Annotated in this window: 15 protein-coding genes; all 15 read right to left on the bottom strand. The window is 56.6% G+C overall.

From position 1 onward, the window contains the following. Positions 1-146: 146 nt before the first annotated feature. The 15 genes from JGR68_RS00270 to JGR68_RS00200 all read right to left on the bottom strand — a co-directional run bounded on the left by JGR68_RS00270 (position 147) and on the right by JGR68_RS00200 (position 15,390). Complete coding sequence (locus tag JGR68_RS00270) at positions 147-653, bottom strand: hypothetical protein (protein ID WP_199363108.1); 507 nt, start codon at positions 651-653, stop codon at positions 147-149. A 119-nt stretch (positions 654-772) separates the two neighbouring features. Continuing rightward, a complete protein-coding gene (locus tag JGR68_RS00265; protein ID WP_199363110.1) occupies positions 773-1,306 on the bottom strand; it encodes a hypothetical protein in 534 nt (177 codons plus the stop codon). Positions 1,307-2,002: 696 nt separating this feature from the next. Then, positions 2,003-2,296, bottom strand: a complete 294-nt coding sequence (locus tag JGR68_RS00260) for a PH domain-containing protein (RefSeq protein ID WP_200672708.1) — start codon at positions 2,294-2,296, stop codon at positions 2,003-2,005. Between the two features lie 1,042 nt (positions 2,297-3,338). After that, positions 3,339-3,677 carry a tRNA-binding protein gene (locus tag JGR68_RS00255; RefSeq protein ID WP_191728689.1) on the bottom strand — a complete coding sequence of 113 codons (339 nt, stop codon included), beginning with the start codon at positions 3,675-3,677 and terminating at the stop codon, positions 3,339-3,341. Positions 3,678-3,751: 74 nt separating this feature from the next. Continuing rightward, entirely contained in the window at positions 3,752-4,480 is a 729-nt protein-coding gene (locus tag JGR68_RS00250; protein ID WP_199363112.1) for a hypothetical protein, read from the bottom strand. Positions 4,481-5,021: 541 nt separating this feature from the next. Next, positions 5,022-5,675: a DUF998 domain-containing protein gene (locus tag JGR68_RS00245; protein WP_141066046.1), complete on the bottom strand. Its 654-nt coding sequence runs from the start codon at positions 5,673-5,675 to the stop codon at positions 5,022-5,024. 139 nt (positions 5,676-5,814) lie between these two features. Beyond that, positions 5,815-6,165: a hypothetical protein gene (locus JGR68_RS00240; protein WP_199363113.1), complete on the bottom strand. Its 351-nt coding sequence runs from the start codon at positions 6,163-6,165 to the stop codon at positions 5,815-5,817. A 2,316-nt stretch (positions 6,166-8,481) separates the two neighbouring features. After that, complete coding sequence (locus JGR68_RS00235) at positions 8,482-8,889, bottom strand: hypothetical protein (protein ID WP_199363114.1); 408 nt, start codon at positions 8,887-8,889, stop codon at positions 8,482-8,484. A 1,922-nt stretch (positions 8,890-10,811) separates the two neighbouring features. Continuing rightward, positions 10,812-11,804: a hypothetical protein gene (locus tag JGR68_RS00230; protein ID WP_199363115.1), complete on the bottom strand. Its 993-nt coding sequence runs from the start codon at positions 11,802-11,804 to the stop codon at positions 10,812-10,814. Between the two features lie 187 nt (positions 11,805-11,991). Continuing rightward, positions 11,992-12,417 carry a hypothetical protein gene (locus JGR68_RS00225; RefSeq protein WP_199363116.1) on the bottom strand — a complete coding sequence of 142 codons (426 nt, stop codon included), beginning with the start codon at positions 12,415-12,417 and terminating at the stop codon, positions 11,992-11,994. A 139-nt stretch (positions 12,418-12,556) separates the two neighbouring features. Further along, positions 12,557-12,835: a hypothetical protein gene (locus tag JGR68_RS00220; protein ID WP_199363118.1), complete on the bottom strand. Its 279-nt coding sequence runs from the start codon at positions 12,833-12,835 to the stop codon at positions 12,557-12,559. A 135-nt stretch (positions 12,836-12,970) separates the two neighbouring features. Beyond that, entirely contained in the window at positions 12,971-13,291 is a 321-nt protein-coding gene (locus tag JGR68_RS00215; RefSeq protein ID WP_199363119.1) for a hypothetical protein, read from the bottom strand. Between the two features lie 134 nt (positions 13,292-13,425). Beyond that, positions 13,426-13,830 (bottom strand): hypothetical protein, encoded by a 405-nt coding sequence (locus JGR68_RS00210; protein ID WP_199363397.1) that lies wholly within the window; start codon positions 13,828-13,830, stop codon positions 13,426-13,428. 871 nt (positions 13,831-14,701) lie between these two features. Then, entirely contained in the window at positions 14,702-15,070 is a 369-nt protein-coding gene (locus JGR68_RS00205; protein ID WP_199363382.1) for a hypothetical protein, read from the bottom strand. 74 nt (positions 15,071-15,144) lie between these two features. Then, complete coding sequence (locus tag JGR68_RS00200; protein ID WP_199363392.1) at positions 15,145-15,390, bottom strand: hypothetical protein; 246 nt, start codon at positions 15,388-15,390, stop codon at positions 15,145-15,147. Positions 15,391-16,705 lie beyond the last annotated feature (1,315 nt).

Below are 16,705 nucleotides of genomic sequence, written 5' to 3'. Positions count from 1 at the left end.
TGCAACAGTGCGGGAAACAAGGCCTAACACCTAAGTTAAGCCGCGCCGCAGCGGGGCGTGAAGCACATGGCAAGCTACACCTGCCATGTGGTTTGCGCCCCGATGCGGTGTCGGCTTGAACGCATTGTTAGGCGTCACGTGGAGCACTAGACGCCTGCTCGCTTGAGAAGCTCAATCTCGCTTTCTGGCTCTAGCGGCGGAGGGCCGAGAGGAAATCCATTTACGCGTAGAAGGACCCCGTCCTTGATGTAGTAGAGATATCGGTAGCTCTTCAGCACGTATGGATTGTATTGCGCTGGATCCGGCGGCTCGTCGCAGGACCGAATGCTGTCCAAAGTGGGGCTGTCGCGCTTCGGATTGACGCGCAGCCACATCTTCGCGGATGCAAAGCTGTCCGGATGACCTTTGATGGTCGCGTCTACCGTTATATGGGCCAGCTGAGCGTACGGGCCGTCAGACAGTTGGGTGACGTCGCTGACGGTTCCGGTAAGTATCTGATCTACGTTTTGAGCCAGGTTGGTGAGGTACGCTTCCTCGCTCTTGCGGCTTCGCTGCCAGTAATCCTCCATTTGGTCGGCCGTAGGCTCGCACGCCCCCGACTGCGCAGAAGCGAACAGAGCGGTGCAGATCCACACGAGCGTGAGATTCTTCATATGACGCCTAACGCCAGAGTTAAGCCGCGGCGCGTAGGGGCGTGAAGCACATGGCAAGCTTTACCTGCCATGTGGTTTGCGCCCCGAAGCGACGTCGGCTTGAACGAATTGTTAGCTGCTTACCTCACGACAAAGGAGGTGCGCAACGGAAGAGCGACCCCACGAGCCAAATCTTTGACGTTTACAGCTACCTCCCAGATGCCGCGCTGATCTGAAGGCTCTGCGACGTATTTGAGCGAGGCAGCGGTGAGATAGACGTTCGTAGGATCCGTCTTGAGCTCATAGTTGAAGCAAGGCATGTTGATTTCACTTACAGACTTTGAGCCATCTGGTCTCGTAACGATGAAATCGCATGTCACCTCGGTCATTCCGGAGGGCGAGATTTTCGGATTTGACAGAAAGGTCAGGATAGTTAGCTCGCCGCCTTCTGAGACTTCGTCGGCTTCGGTGAAGTGGGGGACTGTCTCTGGAGGTGTTTCCCACTTGGCTTGCCAGTCTCGATCTGGGGTAACAACAAGCGAGGCGCTGAATCCACCTTGCGATTTCCGAGACTCCGTCTCAGGCAGAGCATTGCCGTCCATATCACGCCAGCCACTTTGCGCCGGGAGCGAGACCGCGAGAAGAAGGATGCTTGAGAATCGGACAATTGTCATAAGCAGCTAACACCTAAGTTAAGCCGAGACGCGTAGTGGAGCCAACCGCATGGCAAGCTCTACCTGCCGTGTGGTTGGTGGAACGAAGCGGCTTCGGCTTGAACGCATTGTTAGCTGTCAGTGGATGGGGGCGACGGTTGGACATTGCGTGGCTGAAGTTCAACAGGGTCTTCTGGCGTCACAAGCCAGTACGGTCCAAGGCACTGTCCTTTTAACTCTGCGCTTACGTAGTGAGAAACGACCGAGTCATCGTTTAGGGAGCCACCTCCGATTTCGCGCTCTGCACCAACGAAGCCCCACGGATCGGCTCTTGAAGTAATGATGTCCCAACCTTTTCTTGATTTCCGTAGTCTATAATCAGGCGGAAATACAAGAGTAACCATATCAGGCTGGACCGGGCTTCGATCTAGCTTGATGCAATTCTCATCGATTACGACCAGTCCACGAGTTAAACCCAAGGGCCAGACATTGATTTCAGCATCTGGGTCTGTGGTCACCAGTATTGGGGGGCTAAGGTGTTCTTCCCGCCCGCACCCAAGCGCAAGCGCCAAGAATAGAAGGACTATGAGCGCCGAGAGGCTTTTCATGACAGCTAACACCTAAGTTAAGCCGACCCGCGCAGTGGAGCGGCGCACATGGCAAGCTCTTCCTGCCATGTGGGCCGTGTAACGAAGCGGGTTCGGCTTGAACGCATTGTTAGGCCGCACCGCGACGGGCAGCCTCAATATCTCGGAGGAACCGTTCCTTGTTCCGTGGAGAAATCATGAGCGACCTTCCCGAGCCGTAGTCAATACGCAGCCGGTCCAATGAAAGCGCTGGGCTGGAGAGCGCGTTGGAACTGGGCGTAATGCTGGTGATGTCCGCTACTTTGATGTGCCACTTGAACGGGCCGCTTTGTACTCTTAGCTGACGGGGCTCCAACGTATAGCGCGTTGAAAGCAACAGCCAGATAGGCAGGCCGACACCGATGACGACGATGAACGCGGCCACGGGCCACGCAGCGGGGGACCCGTCAGACACGGTTACGACAGCGGCGAAAAGTGACACCGCAATCGCAACTGCGAGAACAGCAAGCAACCACGCATCAGTTTTTGATTTGTAAACGGTCGCCATAGCCTTCCTTTGCGGCCTAACACCTAAGTTAAGCCGAGACGCGTAGTGGAGCTAAACGCATGGCAAGCTGTACCTGCCATGTGTTTTGCGGAACGAAGCGGCTTCGGCTTGAACGCATTGTTAGGCCCTACTCTGCCACGAAGAACTCAACCTTTCCGCAGGTTTCGCATGCGTAAGTGTCAAAGTTCTCCCGGTTAGTGAAGAGTCTTGCCACGTCGAGCAGAAGTCCAGGCAAGAGGCTTCCTTCGTGCAGCCTCATGCGCCGAACAAAACTCATCTTGTTGCTACACCGCAAGCATGCCAAGGCTCGCTGCTCGGCCTGCGAAGAGGACTCGCGATATTGGACGAAGTCTTCAGCGGGCGGACTCCCATCTACTCCGGCCCCACATTTCCAGCACACGACATAGCCATCTTCGATGGCTTCACCACAAGACTTACACGTATCGGTTGCCATGTACGCTCCGTGTAGGGCCTAACACCCAAGTTAAGCCGAGACGCGTAGTGGAGCGAAGCACATGGCAAGCTGTACCTGCCATGTGCTTTGCGGAACGAAGCGGCTTCGGCTTGAACGCATTGTTAGGCGCGCCGTGAGTAAGTACGTGCGCCCTTGGCGGAATGCTACTGGCCCCACGCATGTCCATTGGTACCACAGTTCCTCTCCAACGACTCCATCACCTCGTCCGCCGTGTATTGCCCGCTGCGATACGCGTCAACGTTCGCTTGGACGATCGCCCGGCAGTTCTTTGGCAGGCCGGATTCCTCGCCGAACGCCGGTTTAGCATTGGGATCGCCCATGCACGCTGCGAGAAGTGCTGCTGCTAAAAGAACTGCGAACCTGCTCAGAACTTTCATAGCGCCTAACACTAGAATTAAGCCGTGCCGCGAAGCGGCATCGGCTTGAATGACTTGTTAGCCGCCACTACAGCAGCCTCGTACCAAGTGGAACTGCCTGATCGGGCACGCAGAGCGCGACCTCCCCCTGCTCATTATGGAACCCGGTCACCAGACACTCGGACATTAAAGGGCCTACTTGCTTGCGAGGGAAGTTGACGACGGCTACCACCAGCTTGCCGACAAGCTCCTCAGGTCGGTAGAGCGCCGTGATCTGTGCGCTGGACTTCTTGACGCCAAGGTTCTTGCCGAAATCCACGTGCAAGACATAGGCGGGCTTTCGCGCTTCCGCAAACACCGACGCGCTTACGACCCGGCCAACGCGCAGCTCAACTTTCAGGAAATCGTCGAAGCTAATGGTTTCCACGCAGCTCTCTCTCTCACAGCGGCTAACGCTTGAATTAAGCCGTGCCGCGAAGCGGCATCGGCTTGAATGAATTGTTAGATTGCGGGCAGGGATTTACAGCACTTTAGCCTAGAGGCGAGAACCCCACTAACTCCTGATGAGTAGTGATTCCTCAAGACCAGTTCTGAGGCCTTCCCGGCCAAGCACAAAAGAAATCCGATAGCATCCTTTATGTACGCACTGTCATTCGGAATCTTCTTGCCCAACTTAAAGCTTGTGGAAGTTACTTCTCTCAGATATTTTCGATCTACGTACCCGTCATTGTGTGCAATAAGGTTTCTGCGGGCCACGATCTCCGCGAATTTGTCGATGTGCTGCTTACACTGCGGATCCGAAAAGTAGCCATGAATCCTGAGCTTGCTCTTCGGCTTTGTTAGCACATCCACTGGATTTCCGTAGAACAGCGCCCGAATTCTTTCTTCCACAATTCTTTCTAGAATCTCTGATTTGTCGGCGCTCTCAACAATCCAGTTGACTAGCTTAATTTCTTCTCTCTCGGCTGTTGTTGCATCCCCTTTCAGGAGATCAGGATTGTCCAATAGGACTATCTCTAGAAGGCATCCGAGGTACTCCTCAAAAGCAGCAACAGCATCCAGAAGTGCGTGGCGGGGATTGAGTGCTCTTTGCAGATGGGAGATTGCACCGTATGCATTTGAGGCACTAAGGTCTTTGGGTGCTCCGTAGAGAGTTGACCGCACAAAAACAGTAGATCCTGGCAGGCTCTTCTGAAGGGCTTTGATCCTGAGATGTTCGGTTGAACACATGTGTTGTATGAGCTCGTACGACTCCCAAATGTCTCGCATCTCCTTGTCGAATGATTTGAATCGCCTATGAATTTTTGGTGGGGTCGCCAAGAAGTTTCTCCGCAATCTAACACCAGAATTAAGCCGCGTCGCGAAGCGACGTCGGCTTGAATGACTCGTTAGGCCGCATAGCCGCAGCCTGACGCTCTCGTACCAACCTGCCTGAAACCAACAGATTTTTTGCTGGGACAACCAATCCGGACTCAAATGGAGTAAACAGCACCGTCATGATGATCATTGGAACAAGTCCGATCGTCTTGGCGTTTGGATCAATCGCTCGGCAAGTTCGGTGCACCGCTGCCGCGTAAGCGATGACGGGCGGAACCGTTACGAGCGCCAAGAAGATTGAGCTGGCGACCACCGTCCTGGATGAATGAGCTATCGCGGTAATGATCATGGCAGCGAACCAAGCCACATGGACTAGGTAGCTTTGTAGCAGCCTTCGCCTCTGCTTGATCAGTTTAGGGATCAGAGCTGCGTCCATTGCGGCCTAACACTTGAGTTAAGCCGCGCCGCGAAGCGGCGTCGGCTTGGACGAATTGTTAGGCGGCACCGAGGAGCTGTTGGCCCGCCACAGCGCCCAGCCTACCAGCGCAACCCACAGGAAGAAGCACAAGAAGGTGATGCGCTGACCGATGCTGGCCATGCCAGCGAAGCGCAGAAACCCAGTAGCGATTGACGCGATTACGAGGGCGAGCGACGGCGTTGCTGCCCAATGCCATGAGTTGACCTTCCGGAACAGTGAAGGCAGCCAGAAGCCTGCTACTAAGAACGCGATGTAGCAGCCAAAGCTGCCTACCGAGTGCAGGAGCGTCGTAGTGGATTTGAAGTCCGTCATGTTGGCGGGAAACGCGCCGGACAGTGCCATCAGGAGGCCTGCGGCCACCAATGCCATTGCTGGGGCAGTGGCCGGAAGCCCGCGGCCTACGAACTCGCGCCGGAGCCCGATGCCCAAGAGTGCTATAGCGAGGCCGGGCAGGATGTAACCGAGAACGTTCCAAGCCCAGAGGTTGGGTGCATCCAAGCTGCCCAGCTCACTAATAGCCTGGTCGGTGTGTACGTAGTCCGGCCGCATAGCCGACATTACTAAATAGACGGTCAAGAACCATGCCGGAGTGGCTATTGCGACAAGGCCAATCTTCTTTTGAGACATCATGTGTGGTGCGGTCCCTGTGCCGCCTAACGCCTAAGTTAAGCCGCGCCGCAGCGGGGCGTGAAGCACATGGCAAGCTCTTCCTGCCATGTGGTTTTCGCCCCGATGCGGTGTCGGCTTGAACGCATTGTTAGGCCGCATATCAGGATACCGGCTTTGGGCGCCGCTCCGAGAACTCCGACTCCAGCAGCTCGAGCCAGGCATCCACACGATAGTGCTCCTCTGGTGCAAACTTAAGCAGCCCCTTGAGCACTTGTTTCGCTTCTGACAGCTCACCCAATTGGTAGTGCGCCTTTGCTTGCGCCCAGTGTGCGTCAGGACTGAGCGGCTGAGCCTTGACCCACTCCATGGCGGTGAACTTTGCGGCCTTGCTCTGTCCCGAGGCGAGCAACTCGTCTAGCTCTGATCTCTTGTTACTGCTTCGGTTGCTGCTCCGTCCCTCTTTCACTGCGTCCAGTAGATTGACAGCAATTACAAAGAAGATGACCAGCATGCCTAGTACACACAGTGCAATGAAGATCAGGAGCCACTTTATGGCTGTGAGTTGACTCAGTAGCGGAGCAAGAGATTCCACCGAACTCTCCATTGCGGCCTAACACCTAAGTTAAGCCGCGCCGCAGCGGGGCGTGAAGCACATGGCAAGCTGTACCTGCCATGTGGTTTGCGACCCGATGCGGTGTCGGCTTGAACGCATTGTTAGGCGCGCCCGCCCGATGCGTCAGACGCGAACTCTTTCACACCAGCAGCAGCGAGCTGTGCCCGTGCCTCCGGATCCTCCGCCACCACACGGTGAAGCGTATGAAACACGTATGTGCGACACAAGCCTGGCCAAGCGACCAGCAGGTAGACCGCGCCTGCGGCCAGCCAGTCAGTTCGGGCCAGAGGCTTCCAGCCAGTGAAGTGTGCTGCGGCGGTGTAGCCAAGGACCAACAAGAGCACCCAGCGAAACCACGCCCAGAAGCGAGTTCCCCACAGCACGTTCTTGAAATGACGGACTTCGGATACCGTTAGTTTCACTTCATGCCTCCATGCGGTGCGATAGCGCGCCTAACGCCTAAGTTAAGCCGAACCGCGTAGTGGAGCGAACCACATGGCAAGCTATTCCTGCCATGTGGTTTGCGTAACGAAGCGGTTTCGGCTTGAACGCATTGTTAGGCCTCAACCAGTCACCAACTGCTGTTCGCGTCATCGGGTAGCCCCTGAACCGCTGACTCATCCCGCAACCTCGTCACGCGGCCACGCTCCTCCTCGGTGCAGGTGCGGCCAGTGAGCGACCTCAAGTACGCCGCCTGACCTGCTCCATGCAACACCGACAGGAATGCAACCTGCTTATCGACCATCCCCTTCGCTCTCGCCGCTCTGGTGAGTGCGAAGTAGTGCGGCTCCCACTCCAGCCCGCACCACTCTGCTACCGCAGAAATGTTACCGGCTTCAATTGCTCTGTACGCGGCGGCGCGACTAACAGGAACGATGATTCGATCCTGCTCATTCTCAGGCTGGATCGGCATGCCCCGGACATCCCGAGCACTTCCCCAGAACTCGCCAAGGATTTGCCTTATGACCTCGTCTCGAGCCGCGGAAGGTGCGCCAGGTTCCGTTGCAGCCGCACTCAGCATAGCCAGCGCGAGAATCATGCTTAGGAATACGCGAAATCGGTCCATGAGGCCTAACACCTAAGTTAAGCCGAGACGCGTAGTGGAGCGGGCCAGGTGGCAAGCTTTACCTGCCGCCTGGACCGCGTAACGAAGCGGCTTCGGCTTGAACGCATTGTTAGGCCGCCGCAGACCGAACCAGAACTGCGGTAGCCCAACACCTGAGCGAAACACTACAGCAAGTCCTGGCCGGGAGTATCGGCTCGGTCTGATCGGAGCCGGACTTATCGAGCGCGCGGCCAAGAACTCTCACAGCGCCCCTTTCCGAAGCCGACTCGGCCGGTCGAATCTTGCGGAGAGTCGCGCCTGTCCGAAGCCGAGGCGCTGCAAGGCTGGCTGCCGATGCCCGCACCGCGCGTGCGAGGTTCCAACACTGCGGATGAGCGATGCGCTACGAATCGCCTGGAACCCGGCAACAACAGTGCGGGAAACAAGGCCTAACGCCTAAGTTAAGCCGCGCCGCAGCGGGGCGTGAAGCACATGGCAAGCTCTTCCTGCCATGTGGTTTGCGCCCCGATGCGGTGTCGGCTTGAACGCATTGTTAGGCGCGCCTAGTGAATTGCAGTTGATTCAGCAAGCACTCCCTCTGGCGCAAGCTCCTGCATAAGGACGATACATGTGTCCTGCAAGAGCACCAGCAAAGGTATAGCAGCGGCCCTGCGATGCGTGAGGAAGAGCATTGCGTCATTGAACTTTGACTCTGTATCAAGGCGAGAGAACGGCTGTTCGACGTAATGATGGATGATCTCGTTGCGATACCGGACTAGCTGACGCCACGACTGGTCTAGTAGCTCTGGGTGATCCGACCTTACGTGCTCCTTAAGCTTCTGAATCAATGGGCCTAGTGTCGTCTTAGAGTCGAGATAAAGCCGCCAGCTGGAGAAATTTTCGCTCGTGAGACTAGACTCTTGCCCCACAGGAACCATGTGAGGCAGTAGCATTTTCAGCCTGGCTTCAATTGCCTGAAAAACATACAGGCATCGTCCAAGCTCGGCGAATAGCTGCTCCTGCTGCTCTGAAGTTGGTGCCCAGCCCGTACTCATCGATAAGCGCCTAACGCCTAAGTTAAGCCGCGCCGCGTAGTGGAGCCGACCACATGGCAAGCTTTCTCCGCCATGTGGTTGGCGTAACGAAGCGGTGTCGGCTTGAACGCATTGTTAGGCGGCACTCCCGGTACTTTGCCAAATGCTTGGGCTCCTAAAGGCATAGCGCCAAAGCCCTATGAGAAGTGGAACGGTGATGACCCATACGAAGAGCGTGACGACAGCCAGAAATCCATGCCAAGCGACGCCTGAGAATGGGTCCGGTGGGTCGCCGAAGATGGCGCTGAAGCCGCCATACAGCAACGACACTATGACAGCAAGGAAGTAAGCGCGCCAAAGCTGCAGGTGCACGATAGGTTTCCGACGAAGGTAACCCCATAGCCCGGCAATGCCGACGAGCTCGAAGCTCCATTGTGCCCAGCCCACTGGATCCAGCGGCCCAAAGAAAGGGCTGATCGTCGCTAAGGCGACCAAGAACCAGAAGTAAAACCACCAAGCAAACCGCGTCTTCTCCGGATCCATGGGGCTGTCTCGTTTGCCGCCTAACACCAGAGTTAAGCCGAGCAGCGTAGTGCAGCGAAACACATGGCAAGCTGTACCTGCCATGTGTTTTGCGGAACGAAGCGGATTCGGCTTGAACGACTCGTTAGGCCGCCGCTGCCCAGCACCTGTGCCTGACCTGCGGTGACCCAACCCCTGAGCCGAACATTACAACAAGTCTGGCCGGTCAGCCCGAGGCTGGAATCTGCCAGGCCGAAGCGATGATGTTGCAGCCTTCGCGGCCCAGAACTCTCACCGCACCCTGGCCGAAGCCGGTGCGGCAGGTCGAATCTTGCGGAAAGTCGCGCCTGTCCGAAGCCGAAGTGCTTCCCGACTGACTGCCGATGCCTGCATCGCGCGTGCGAGGTGCAAACGCTGCGGATGAGCGAGTCGCTACAGTTTGCTTGGAACCCGGCAGCAACAGTGCGGGAAACAAGGCCTAACACCTGAATTAAGCCGCGCCGCGAAGCGGCGTCGGCTTGAATGAATTGTTAGGGGGCGACCGATGCCGGTGAACCATCTGCGTTTGAGACCATGACGGTGATACCGCCACCCATTGACATGATGTAAGCCTCATAGTCAAAAAGCCTGCCGTTGCAGCCCTCGATGGTCCAGCGCTCCGTGACTCCATCGCTGTCTCTCTCGGTGACAGTGACCTTGACAGCGCGAGAGAACAAGCAATCTGGGTTTTGAGCGTTGTGCCAACCTTGAACGTCGCGAGTCACATTGGCGATATGGCCGCCTGAAACCGAAGTACCTAAACCTCCAGAAGAAGGGCTAGGTTGGTGTGCACAGGCTGCCATTAGTAGCACTGCGGGGAAAAGTATGGCCTTCACGTAGCTCCTCATTTCGATTAGCCCCCTAACACCCAAGTTAAGCCGAGACGCGTAGTGGAGCGAAGCACATGGCAAGCTTCTCCTGCCATGTGTTTTGCGTAACGAAGCGGCTTCGGCTTGAACGCATTGTTAGGCACCACGCCACACGGAGCCTCTACGGCAAGTACGTGCGGATACCTGGTCTTAGGGCACGTACCGCATCGTAGCTACTTGAAAGGATCGTCTCTAGTTCTCGGACGGTTTTCCGGCCTTCCTCTGCTGCGTACAAGGCGGGCCCAATGACCGTGTACTCCTTCAAGAGCGCTTTTCCCGCTTTGACGTGACCGAAGTGCATAAGGCTGCTTCCGATTTCGCCGAGATTGGAGATACGACCGCGTCTGACTTCGGTCCTCTCGCCATCCATGTACTCGACGCTATTCACGCACCTCAGAGCGTCTGCGATTAGACCTTGAAACCGCATGACTCTCGAAATGATAAGTCCAGAGTACAGCCCTGTGACCACCCCCGAGGCTAGGCCGGTGATGAGTCCGATGAGAATGCTTTGCGAGAGCTGCCCCATGTGAGTGCCTAACACCAGAGTTAAGCCGAGACGCGTAGTGGAGCAAAGCACATGGCAAGCTTTACCTGCCATGTGGTTTGCGTAACGAAGCGGCTTCGGCTTGAACGACTTGTTAGGCCGCCGCACACCGAGCTTGCACCCGACCTTGCGACAGCCCAACCCCTGAGCAAAACAGTACAACATGTCTGGTCGAGCGGCCTGGAGCTGGCACTCGCCCGAGCCGAAGCCAGAACCCGCGCCTCGCACGGCCAAGAACTCTCGCTGCGCTCTGTCCGAAGTCGACTCGGGCGGTCGAATCTTGCGGAGAGTCGCGTCCGTGCGAAGCCGAGGCGCTGCAAGGCCACCTGCCGATGCCTGCACCGCGCGTGCGAGGTGCAAACGCGACGGACAAGCGGGATGCAATGAACCGCCTTGAAGCTGGCAACAACAGTGCGGGAAACAAGGCCTAACACCAGAGTTAAGCCGCGCCGCGAAGCGGTGTCGGCTTGAACGAATCGTTAGGCCGCATCCTAGTTACCTTTCAAGCAGTTTTCCATGAAGTGCGCCATCTTTTGCTTCACGGGTCGAAGGTCAATCGTCGCGCCCCATCTCATTGGGCCACCGCTTTCTGTCCAAACTCCGAGCTGGTTGGTCCTTAGCAGTTCCACCAGATCGGAATTAGTTGGTAGGCGATCAAGCCACAGTACGCTACCGACTGCACTAGTTCCAGCTTTGCCTTGCGCAGCCATAAGCTCCCCAGAGTCCGTTTCTAGGTAGGTTCTTTTCAAGAACGACTGCTTTTCTCTTGACAGGTCGGGGGTTGTGACGATTCCTGCCAGCAAAGTGACACGGCCCAGATCACACCCAAATAAAATTCGCGTTGTAACGTTGCTAAGCGTCTGCTCAAGCCTCAAATATGGACTCGAACCGGCCATCTTGATCTCAGCCACCGTTGGATCGGCCCCGTTATTTGCGAGCCCTAGCGCAGTGGCCTGATCCTCGGTCAGCCAAAACATCGAATCGCCGCGCGCACTACTTGCGACCACAAATGCTTGTGGATTGACGCCCATGGATTGTAGATAATCAATAAGAATCGAACTGACGAGTTGAGTGTCTCCCATGTCGGCTTGGTTATCGCCAGACGAGTAGAACTGATGTATCCCGATTCTTTCGTCATTGCCGTAATAGAAGCGGTACTCGCCACCCGCGAAAGCATAAGCACACGAGCTTGCGCAGACGCCCTGATACCTTCGCCTGCCGTTTGGACCGTATGTGCCGACACCTGTATTGAACCGCATTGATCGAATGGCTCTTCCCAGGCGCATGCCTTCGGATAGCGAACCGCCAGGGGAGTCGAATAGCACAATGGCGTCTGTTATCGAGTTAGTGGCAGCGAACTTTTGAAATCTTTCAGTTGCGCCCGGATCTATCTCGCCAGAAGCAAAAATTTCAAATTGTCCGCCACGTATTGCAACGCGAAAAAGACTATTTTCGGGCGTTTCAGAAGCAATCTTGAACTGCATAGGCTCATTTGCATATGCAGGTGCGGCTAACACAAGCACAAGTATGATCAGAAATCGAAACATAGCGTCGCCTCCCCTGCGGCCTAACGCCTAAGTTAAGCCGAGCTGCGTAGTGGAGCCAAGCACATGGCAAGCTTTACCTGCCATGTGCTTGGTGGAACGAAGCAGCTTCGGCTTGAACGCATTGTTAGGGCTCAACTAGCTTGAACTCGACACCCGCTGTTGAGAACGTTTGACCAAGCTGGAAAGCCCCGTGCTTGTCGCGAGAGTACGGCACAAATACCTCTACTGTTTCGCCTGATACATGAGCCAGCCGGGTGCAAATTGCATCCGATTTTTGCTCTTGCCCAGGAGGAACTACGTACATATCCAAACACACACCAGCTGCCCTGATGGAGCCAAGAGCCGCCGAGTGAGCGAAAGATGATTGAAGAAACTCAACCATATCAGCCGACTTAGGCTGCTCGGTGCCGAGGCTCCCAGCTACTTGGGCTATCTTTCCGTCGGGGCTCATCGATACGCCAAATGGAATGAACTCGCCATGCGCAAGCAGCATGTACTCAGCGAACCCGAGAGCCTCATTGAACAGAGCATTGAGATCTTCGGAAGCCACAATTGAGCCCTAACACCTAAGTTAAGCCGAGACGCGTAGTGGAGCGAAGCACATGGCAAGCTGTATCTGCCATGTGCTTTGCGGAACGAAGCGGCTTCGGCTTGAACGCATTGTTAGGCGGCAACCGTGCTGCACGGAATCATCTCTCATACTCATCCAAGAAGATCATGTATTTTGAGTACGAAAGCTTGTCGCCCCAGACGAAGTCCGTCTTGCATAAGTAAGCGGTCTCCTCGTACCCCTCCGAGAACGTCGTGCCCGCCTCCCTGCACCCATTCTCCATCAGGAACTTCTGGAACCGGCGAGAGCTGGAAGAGTCTCGGGAATCCTTCAAAGCTCCGGAAATCAGAATAATTACGAGTGGAGCAACGATCAACGCCCCAAAGTACTTCAGACCCGTTTTGTCTTCTTCTTTCACATCATCACCTCGCGAGAGATCCCACTGCCGCCTAACACCTAAGTTAAGCCGAGACGCGTAGTGGAGCGAAGCACATGGCAAGCTGTATCTGCCATGTGCTTTGCGTAACGAAGCGGCTTCGGCTTGAACGCATTGTTAGGCGCGCCCCGCCGGGGTGCCAGACGCGAACTCTTTAACGCCAGCCGCAGCAAGCTGCGCCCTCGCCTCCGGGTCCTCCGCAACAACGCGGCGAAGCGTGTGAAATACGTAGGTGCGGCACAGGCCTGGCCAAGCGACAAGCATGTAGAGAGCTCCGGCAACCAGCCAGTCCGGACGGGTCTGCGGCCTCCAGCCGCTGAAGTGTGCGACGGCGGTGTAGCCCAGAACACCCAACAGAACCCAGCGGAACGACGCCCAGAAGCGCGTGCCCCACAGTACGTTCTTGAAGTGGCGAATTTCCGAGTCTGTCAGTTTCACTTCACGCCTCCTTGCGGTGCAGTGGTGCGCCTAACACTTAAGTTAAGCCGCGCCGCAGCGGGGCGCGAAGCACATGGCAAGCTTTTTCTGCCATGTGGTTTGCGCCCCGATGAGGTGTCGGCTTGAACGCATTGTTAGGCGGCGCCACGACACACCTCTGACGGGCAAACCACCACATGACAATTCTCGTGCGCTTCTAGCATGGGCGTCAGCACCCTATCGCTGGCGGAACAAAGTGCAACGGACATGACGCTTTTTGGGCCCAAGGCGCGGACGAGATCACGCGAGAAGAGTGCCTGGCCCATGAGGTACATGCCGAGCAGACTGTTCTTCGTTTGTACTGAGACGACGTCGCGACCCGCAACGTCGAAGCGCGTGCCCGGCGGCGCGATAGCTGCAGGCTCTCCAAGCACGATAAGTCCGTCTAGCAACCTACGGCCTTGACCCGGCGCCCTCGGCACCACAAGAAACTCTTCGAGCAGTAGCCCACCGATCTGGCTCCAGTACCAGCGGGTCATCGGGGTTTCGAGTCTGCTCATGTGCCGCCTAACACCCAAGTTAAGCCGAGACGCGTAGTGGAGAAAAGCACATGGCAAGCTCTATCTGCCATGTGCTTTGCGGAACGAAGCGGCTTCGGCTTGAACGCATTGTTAGGCGGCACCCGGTTTGCCGCCAGCGATGTGCCAGATTACGCCAACGCATACGCTGAGTAGACCGATACCGAACGCCACCGCGGCGGACCCCGGAGTTTGACCGGTCAAGTAGTAGACCCCAAGAGCTACGACGATACCCACGGCGGTCGGAATGACTATCCGACGCGCGAGCAGTAGGTCTAGCCAGCTCCCCGTCAGGTCAAACAGATCGATCGCCATATATCTCCCGAGTGCCGCCTAACACCTAAGTTAAGCCGCGCCGCGCAGTGGAGCCAAGCACATGGCAAGCTGTACCTGCCATGTGCTTGGCGTAACGAAGCGGTGTCGGCTTGAACGCATTGTTAGGCGGCACGCGCAGAACGACAGAATGAGCGTGAGCCGATGCGCGTGTGCTCCAGCAGCCTCTGGTCTTCGAGTCTTCTTGCGAGACTAGCGAACACCCAACCCTTAGGCCCGTACTGCGCTCCACCCTGTGGAACGGCGACCATATTGAGGTCAAGGCAATTCTTGACGTGAGCTATGGGTACCCAGCGATCGGGATAGCTGGACTCCGACTTCTTAACGAAATCGAGGATCTCTAGCGCCAATGCGTCAAGCAACTCTTGAACGTTCTGTCTGTGAAGCATCGGATCCCCCAGATCTTCCTGTGCCGCCTAACACCTAAGTTAAGCCGCGCCGCAGCGGGGCGTGAAGCACATGGCACGCTTTACCTGCCATGTGGTTTGCGCCCCGATGCGGTGTCGGCTTGAACGCATTGTTAGGCCGCTGGAATGTCAAAGCCGGCCTCCCTGAGGATTCTGATTATCCATGGCCGAGTGTACTTCTCTGCTGGATCCACTTCTTGACTGTCGCCAGCGTGATAGAACTCACCTTCATCGAAGGCGGAGTACACCGACCAGGCGAACGTTGGAACTTCATATCTGGTGAGACCCATAACAAAGTTCATTGCTGAGTCACAGAAGTGGTATTCGAGTGCGCCCGCCGCGTAGCCCATCGCGAGATGAAACGCCAAAGCATCATAGACCTGGCCAGTGGTCAAGAATTCTGCCGAAGCGTACGCCTGTACCTCGTCGACCGTGAGGTCACCGACACTGCTCTTTTCCGCAAGTTGGTGGATTGTTGCCATTGCGGCCTAACGCTTGAATTAAGCCGCGCCGCGAAGCGGCGTCGGCTTGAATGAATTGTTAGACCGCGCCAGAATCACTTTAGTGCGGCTTTCGCGTTCTTAACCAGCTCATTAGCTGATGCGAAACTGTGTTGACCATTTTTAGTGGTAATGGTGACAGATCCCGCCCCATCAAACTCGACTGTCCCGCCTGTGTCGGGCATTTTTATAACAACTGCAGCAGTTGGTGCTGTGCTCGCAATGTCTTCAGCTTCAGTTTTGCTGCAAATCAAGGTGTAGGGAATTTTGGTGCTTGGTTCTTTGTAAGGGATTGCAGGCATGATCTTTACCCGTGAGGTCTAACACCTAAGTTAAGCCGAGACGCGTAGTGGAGCAAAGCACATGGCAAGCTTTTCCTGCCATGTGCTTTGCGTAACGAAGCGGCTTCGGCTTGAACGCATTGTTAGGCCGCCGCTTCCGGGCAGATCGCGCCCACGCCTGCCAAGCGCCCGAAAGGCGAGCCGCGCAGGGAACGGCTATGTCCTTTCAACTCGCCACCTACCTGCTGCAAGAGTAGATACCAGAAACGCATAGATCATCGCGGCTGAGAAAAGCCCGTGGAGGAGTTCTCCCCTTGCCACCCACGCGCTTGCGCCGAAAATCAGAGACAGAACAAGCATTGCCGCTCCGGCACCGCTGGAAGCGGCAGATCGATAACAGCGTGCAAGTCTGCGCAATGTGCCTTCCCCGATTCTGCGAGTACGTAAGGCCTAACACCAGAGTTAAGCCGAGACGCGTAGTGGAGCGAAGCACATGGCAAGCTTTACCTGCCATGTGGTTTGCGTAACGAAGCGGCTTCGGCTTGAACGACTTGTTAGGCCGCCGCACGCCGAGCTTGCGCTCGACCTTGCGACAACCCATCCCCTGAGCCGAACAGTACAACAAGTCTGGCCGAACGGCCTGAGGCTGGCGCTTGCCGGGGCCGAAGCCAGAACCAGCGACTCGCGCGGCCAAGAACTCTCACTGCGCGTTGTCCGAAGCCGACTCGGCCGGTCGAATCTTGCGAAGAGTCGCGCCTGTCCGAAGCCGAGGTGCTGCAGGGCTGACTGCCGATGCCTGCGCCGCGCGTGCGAGGTGCAAACGCTGCGGATAAGCGAGGCGCTACAGGTTGCCTGGAACCCGGCAACAACAGTGCGGGAAACAAGGCCTAACGCCAGAGTTAAGCCGAGACGCGCAGTGGAGCGAAGCACATGGCAAGCTTTACCTGCCATGTGGTTTGCGGAACGAAGCGGCTTCGGCTTGAACGACTTGTTAGGCCGCCGCACGCCGAGCTTGCGCCCGACCCTGCAACAGCCCAACCCCTGAGCCGAACAGTACAACAAGTCTTGCCGCGCGGCCTGAGGCTGGCGCTTGCCGGGGCCGAAGCCAAAACCAGCGACTCGCGCGGCCAAGAACTCTCACTGCGCCCTGTCCGAAGCCGACTCGGCCGATCGAATCTTGCGGAGAAGTCGCGCCTGTCCGAAGCCGAGGTGCTGCAGGACTGACTGCCGACACGTGCACCGCGCGTGCGAGGTGCAAACGCTGCGGATAAGCGATGAGCTAGAGATTGCCTAGAACCCGGCAACAACAGTGCGGGAAACAAGGCCTAACACCTAA

The organism is Luteimonas sp. MC1750 (genome assembly GCF_016615955.1).
GTDB lineage: Bacteria > Pseudomonadota > Gammaproteobacteria > Xanthomonadales > Xanthomonadaceae > Luteimonas.
This window is presented reverse-complemented; position numbering and strand designations above follow the sequence as displayed.

Bases quoted from the DNA above. Each gene is read 5' to 3' on its own strand.
- JGR68_RS00270 (WP_199363108.1), bottom strand. From the start codon at position 653: ATGAAGAATCTCACGCTCGTGTGGATCTGCACCGCTCTGTTCGCTTCT.
- JGR68_RS00265 (WP_199363110.1), bottom strand. From the start codon at position 1,306: ATGACAATTGTCCGATTCTCAAGCATCCTTCTTCTCGCGGTCTCGCTC.
- JGR68_RS00250 (WP_199363112.1), bottom strand. From the start codon at position 4,480: ATGTGTTCAACCGAACATCTCAGGATCAAAGCCCTTCAGAAGAGCCTG.
- JGR68_RS00245 (WP_141066046.1), bottom strand. From the start codon at position 5,675: ATGATGTCTCAAAAGAAGATTGGCCTTGTCGCAATAGCCACTCCGGCA.
- JGR68_RS00240 (WP_199363113.1), bottom strand. From the start codon at position 6,165: ATGCTGGTCATCTTCTTTGTAATTGCTGTCAATCTACTGGACGCAGTG.
- JGR68_RS00235 (WP_199363114.1), bottom strand. From the start codon at position 8,889: ATGGATCCGGAGAAGACGCGGTTTGCTTGGTGGTTTTACTTCTGGTTC.
- JGR68_RS00230 (WP_199363115.1), bottom strand. From the start codon at position 11,804: ATGCAGTTCAAGATTGCTTCTGAAACGCCCGAAAATAGTCTTTTTCGC.
- JGR68_RS00210 (WP_199363397.1), bottom strand. From the start codon at position 13,830: ATGAGCAGACTCGAAACCCCGATGACCCGCTGGTACTGGAGCCAGATC.
- JGR68_RS00205 (WP_199363382.1), bottom strand. From the start codon at position 15,070: ATGGCAACAATCCACCAACTTGCGGAAAAGAGCAGTGTCGGTGACCTC.
- JGR68_RS00200 (WP_199363392.1), bottom strand. From the start codon at position 15,390: ATGCCTGCAATCCCTTACAAAGAACCAAGCACCAAAATTCCCTACACC.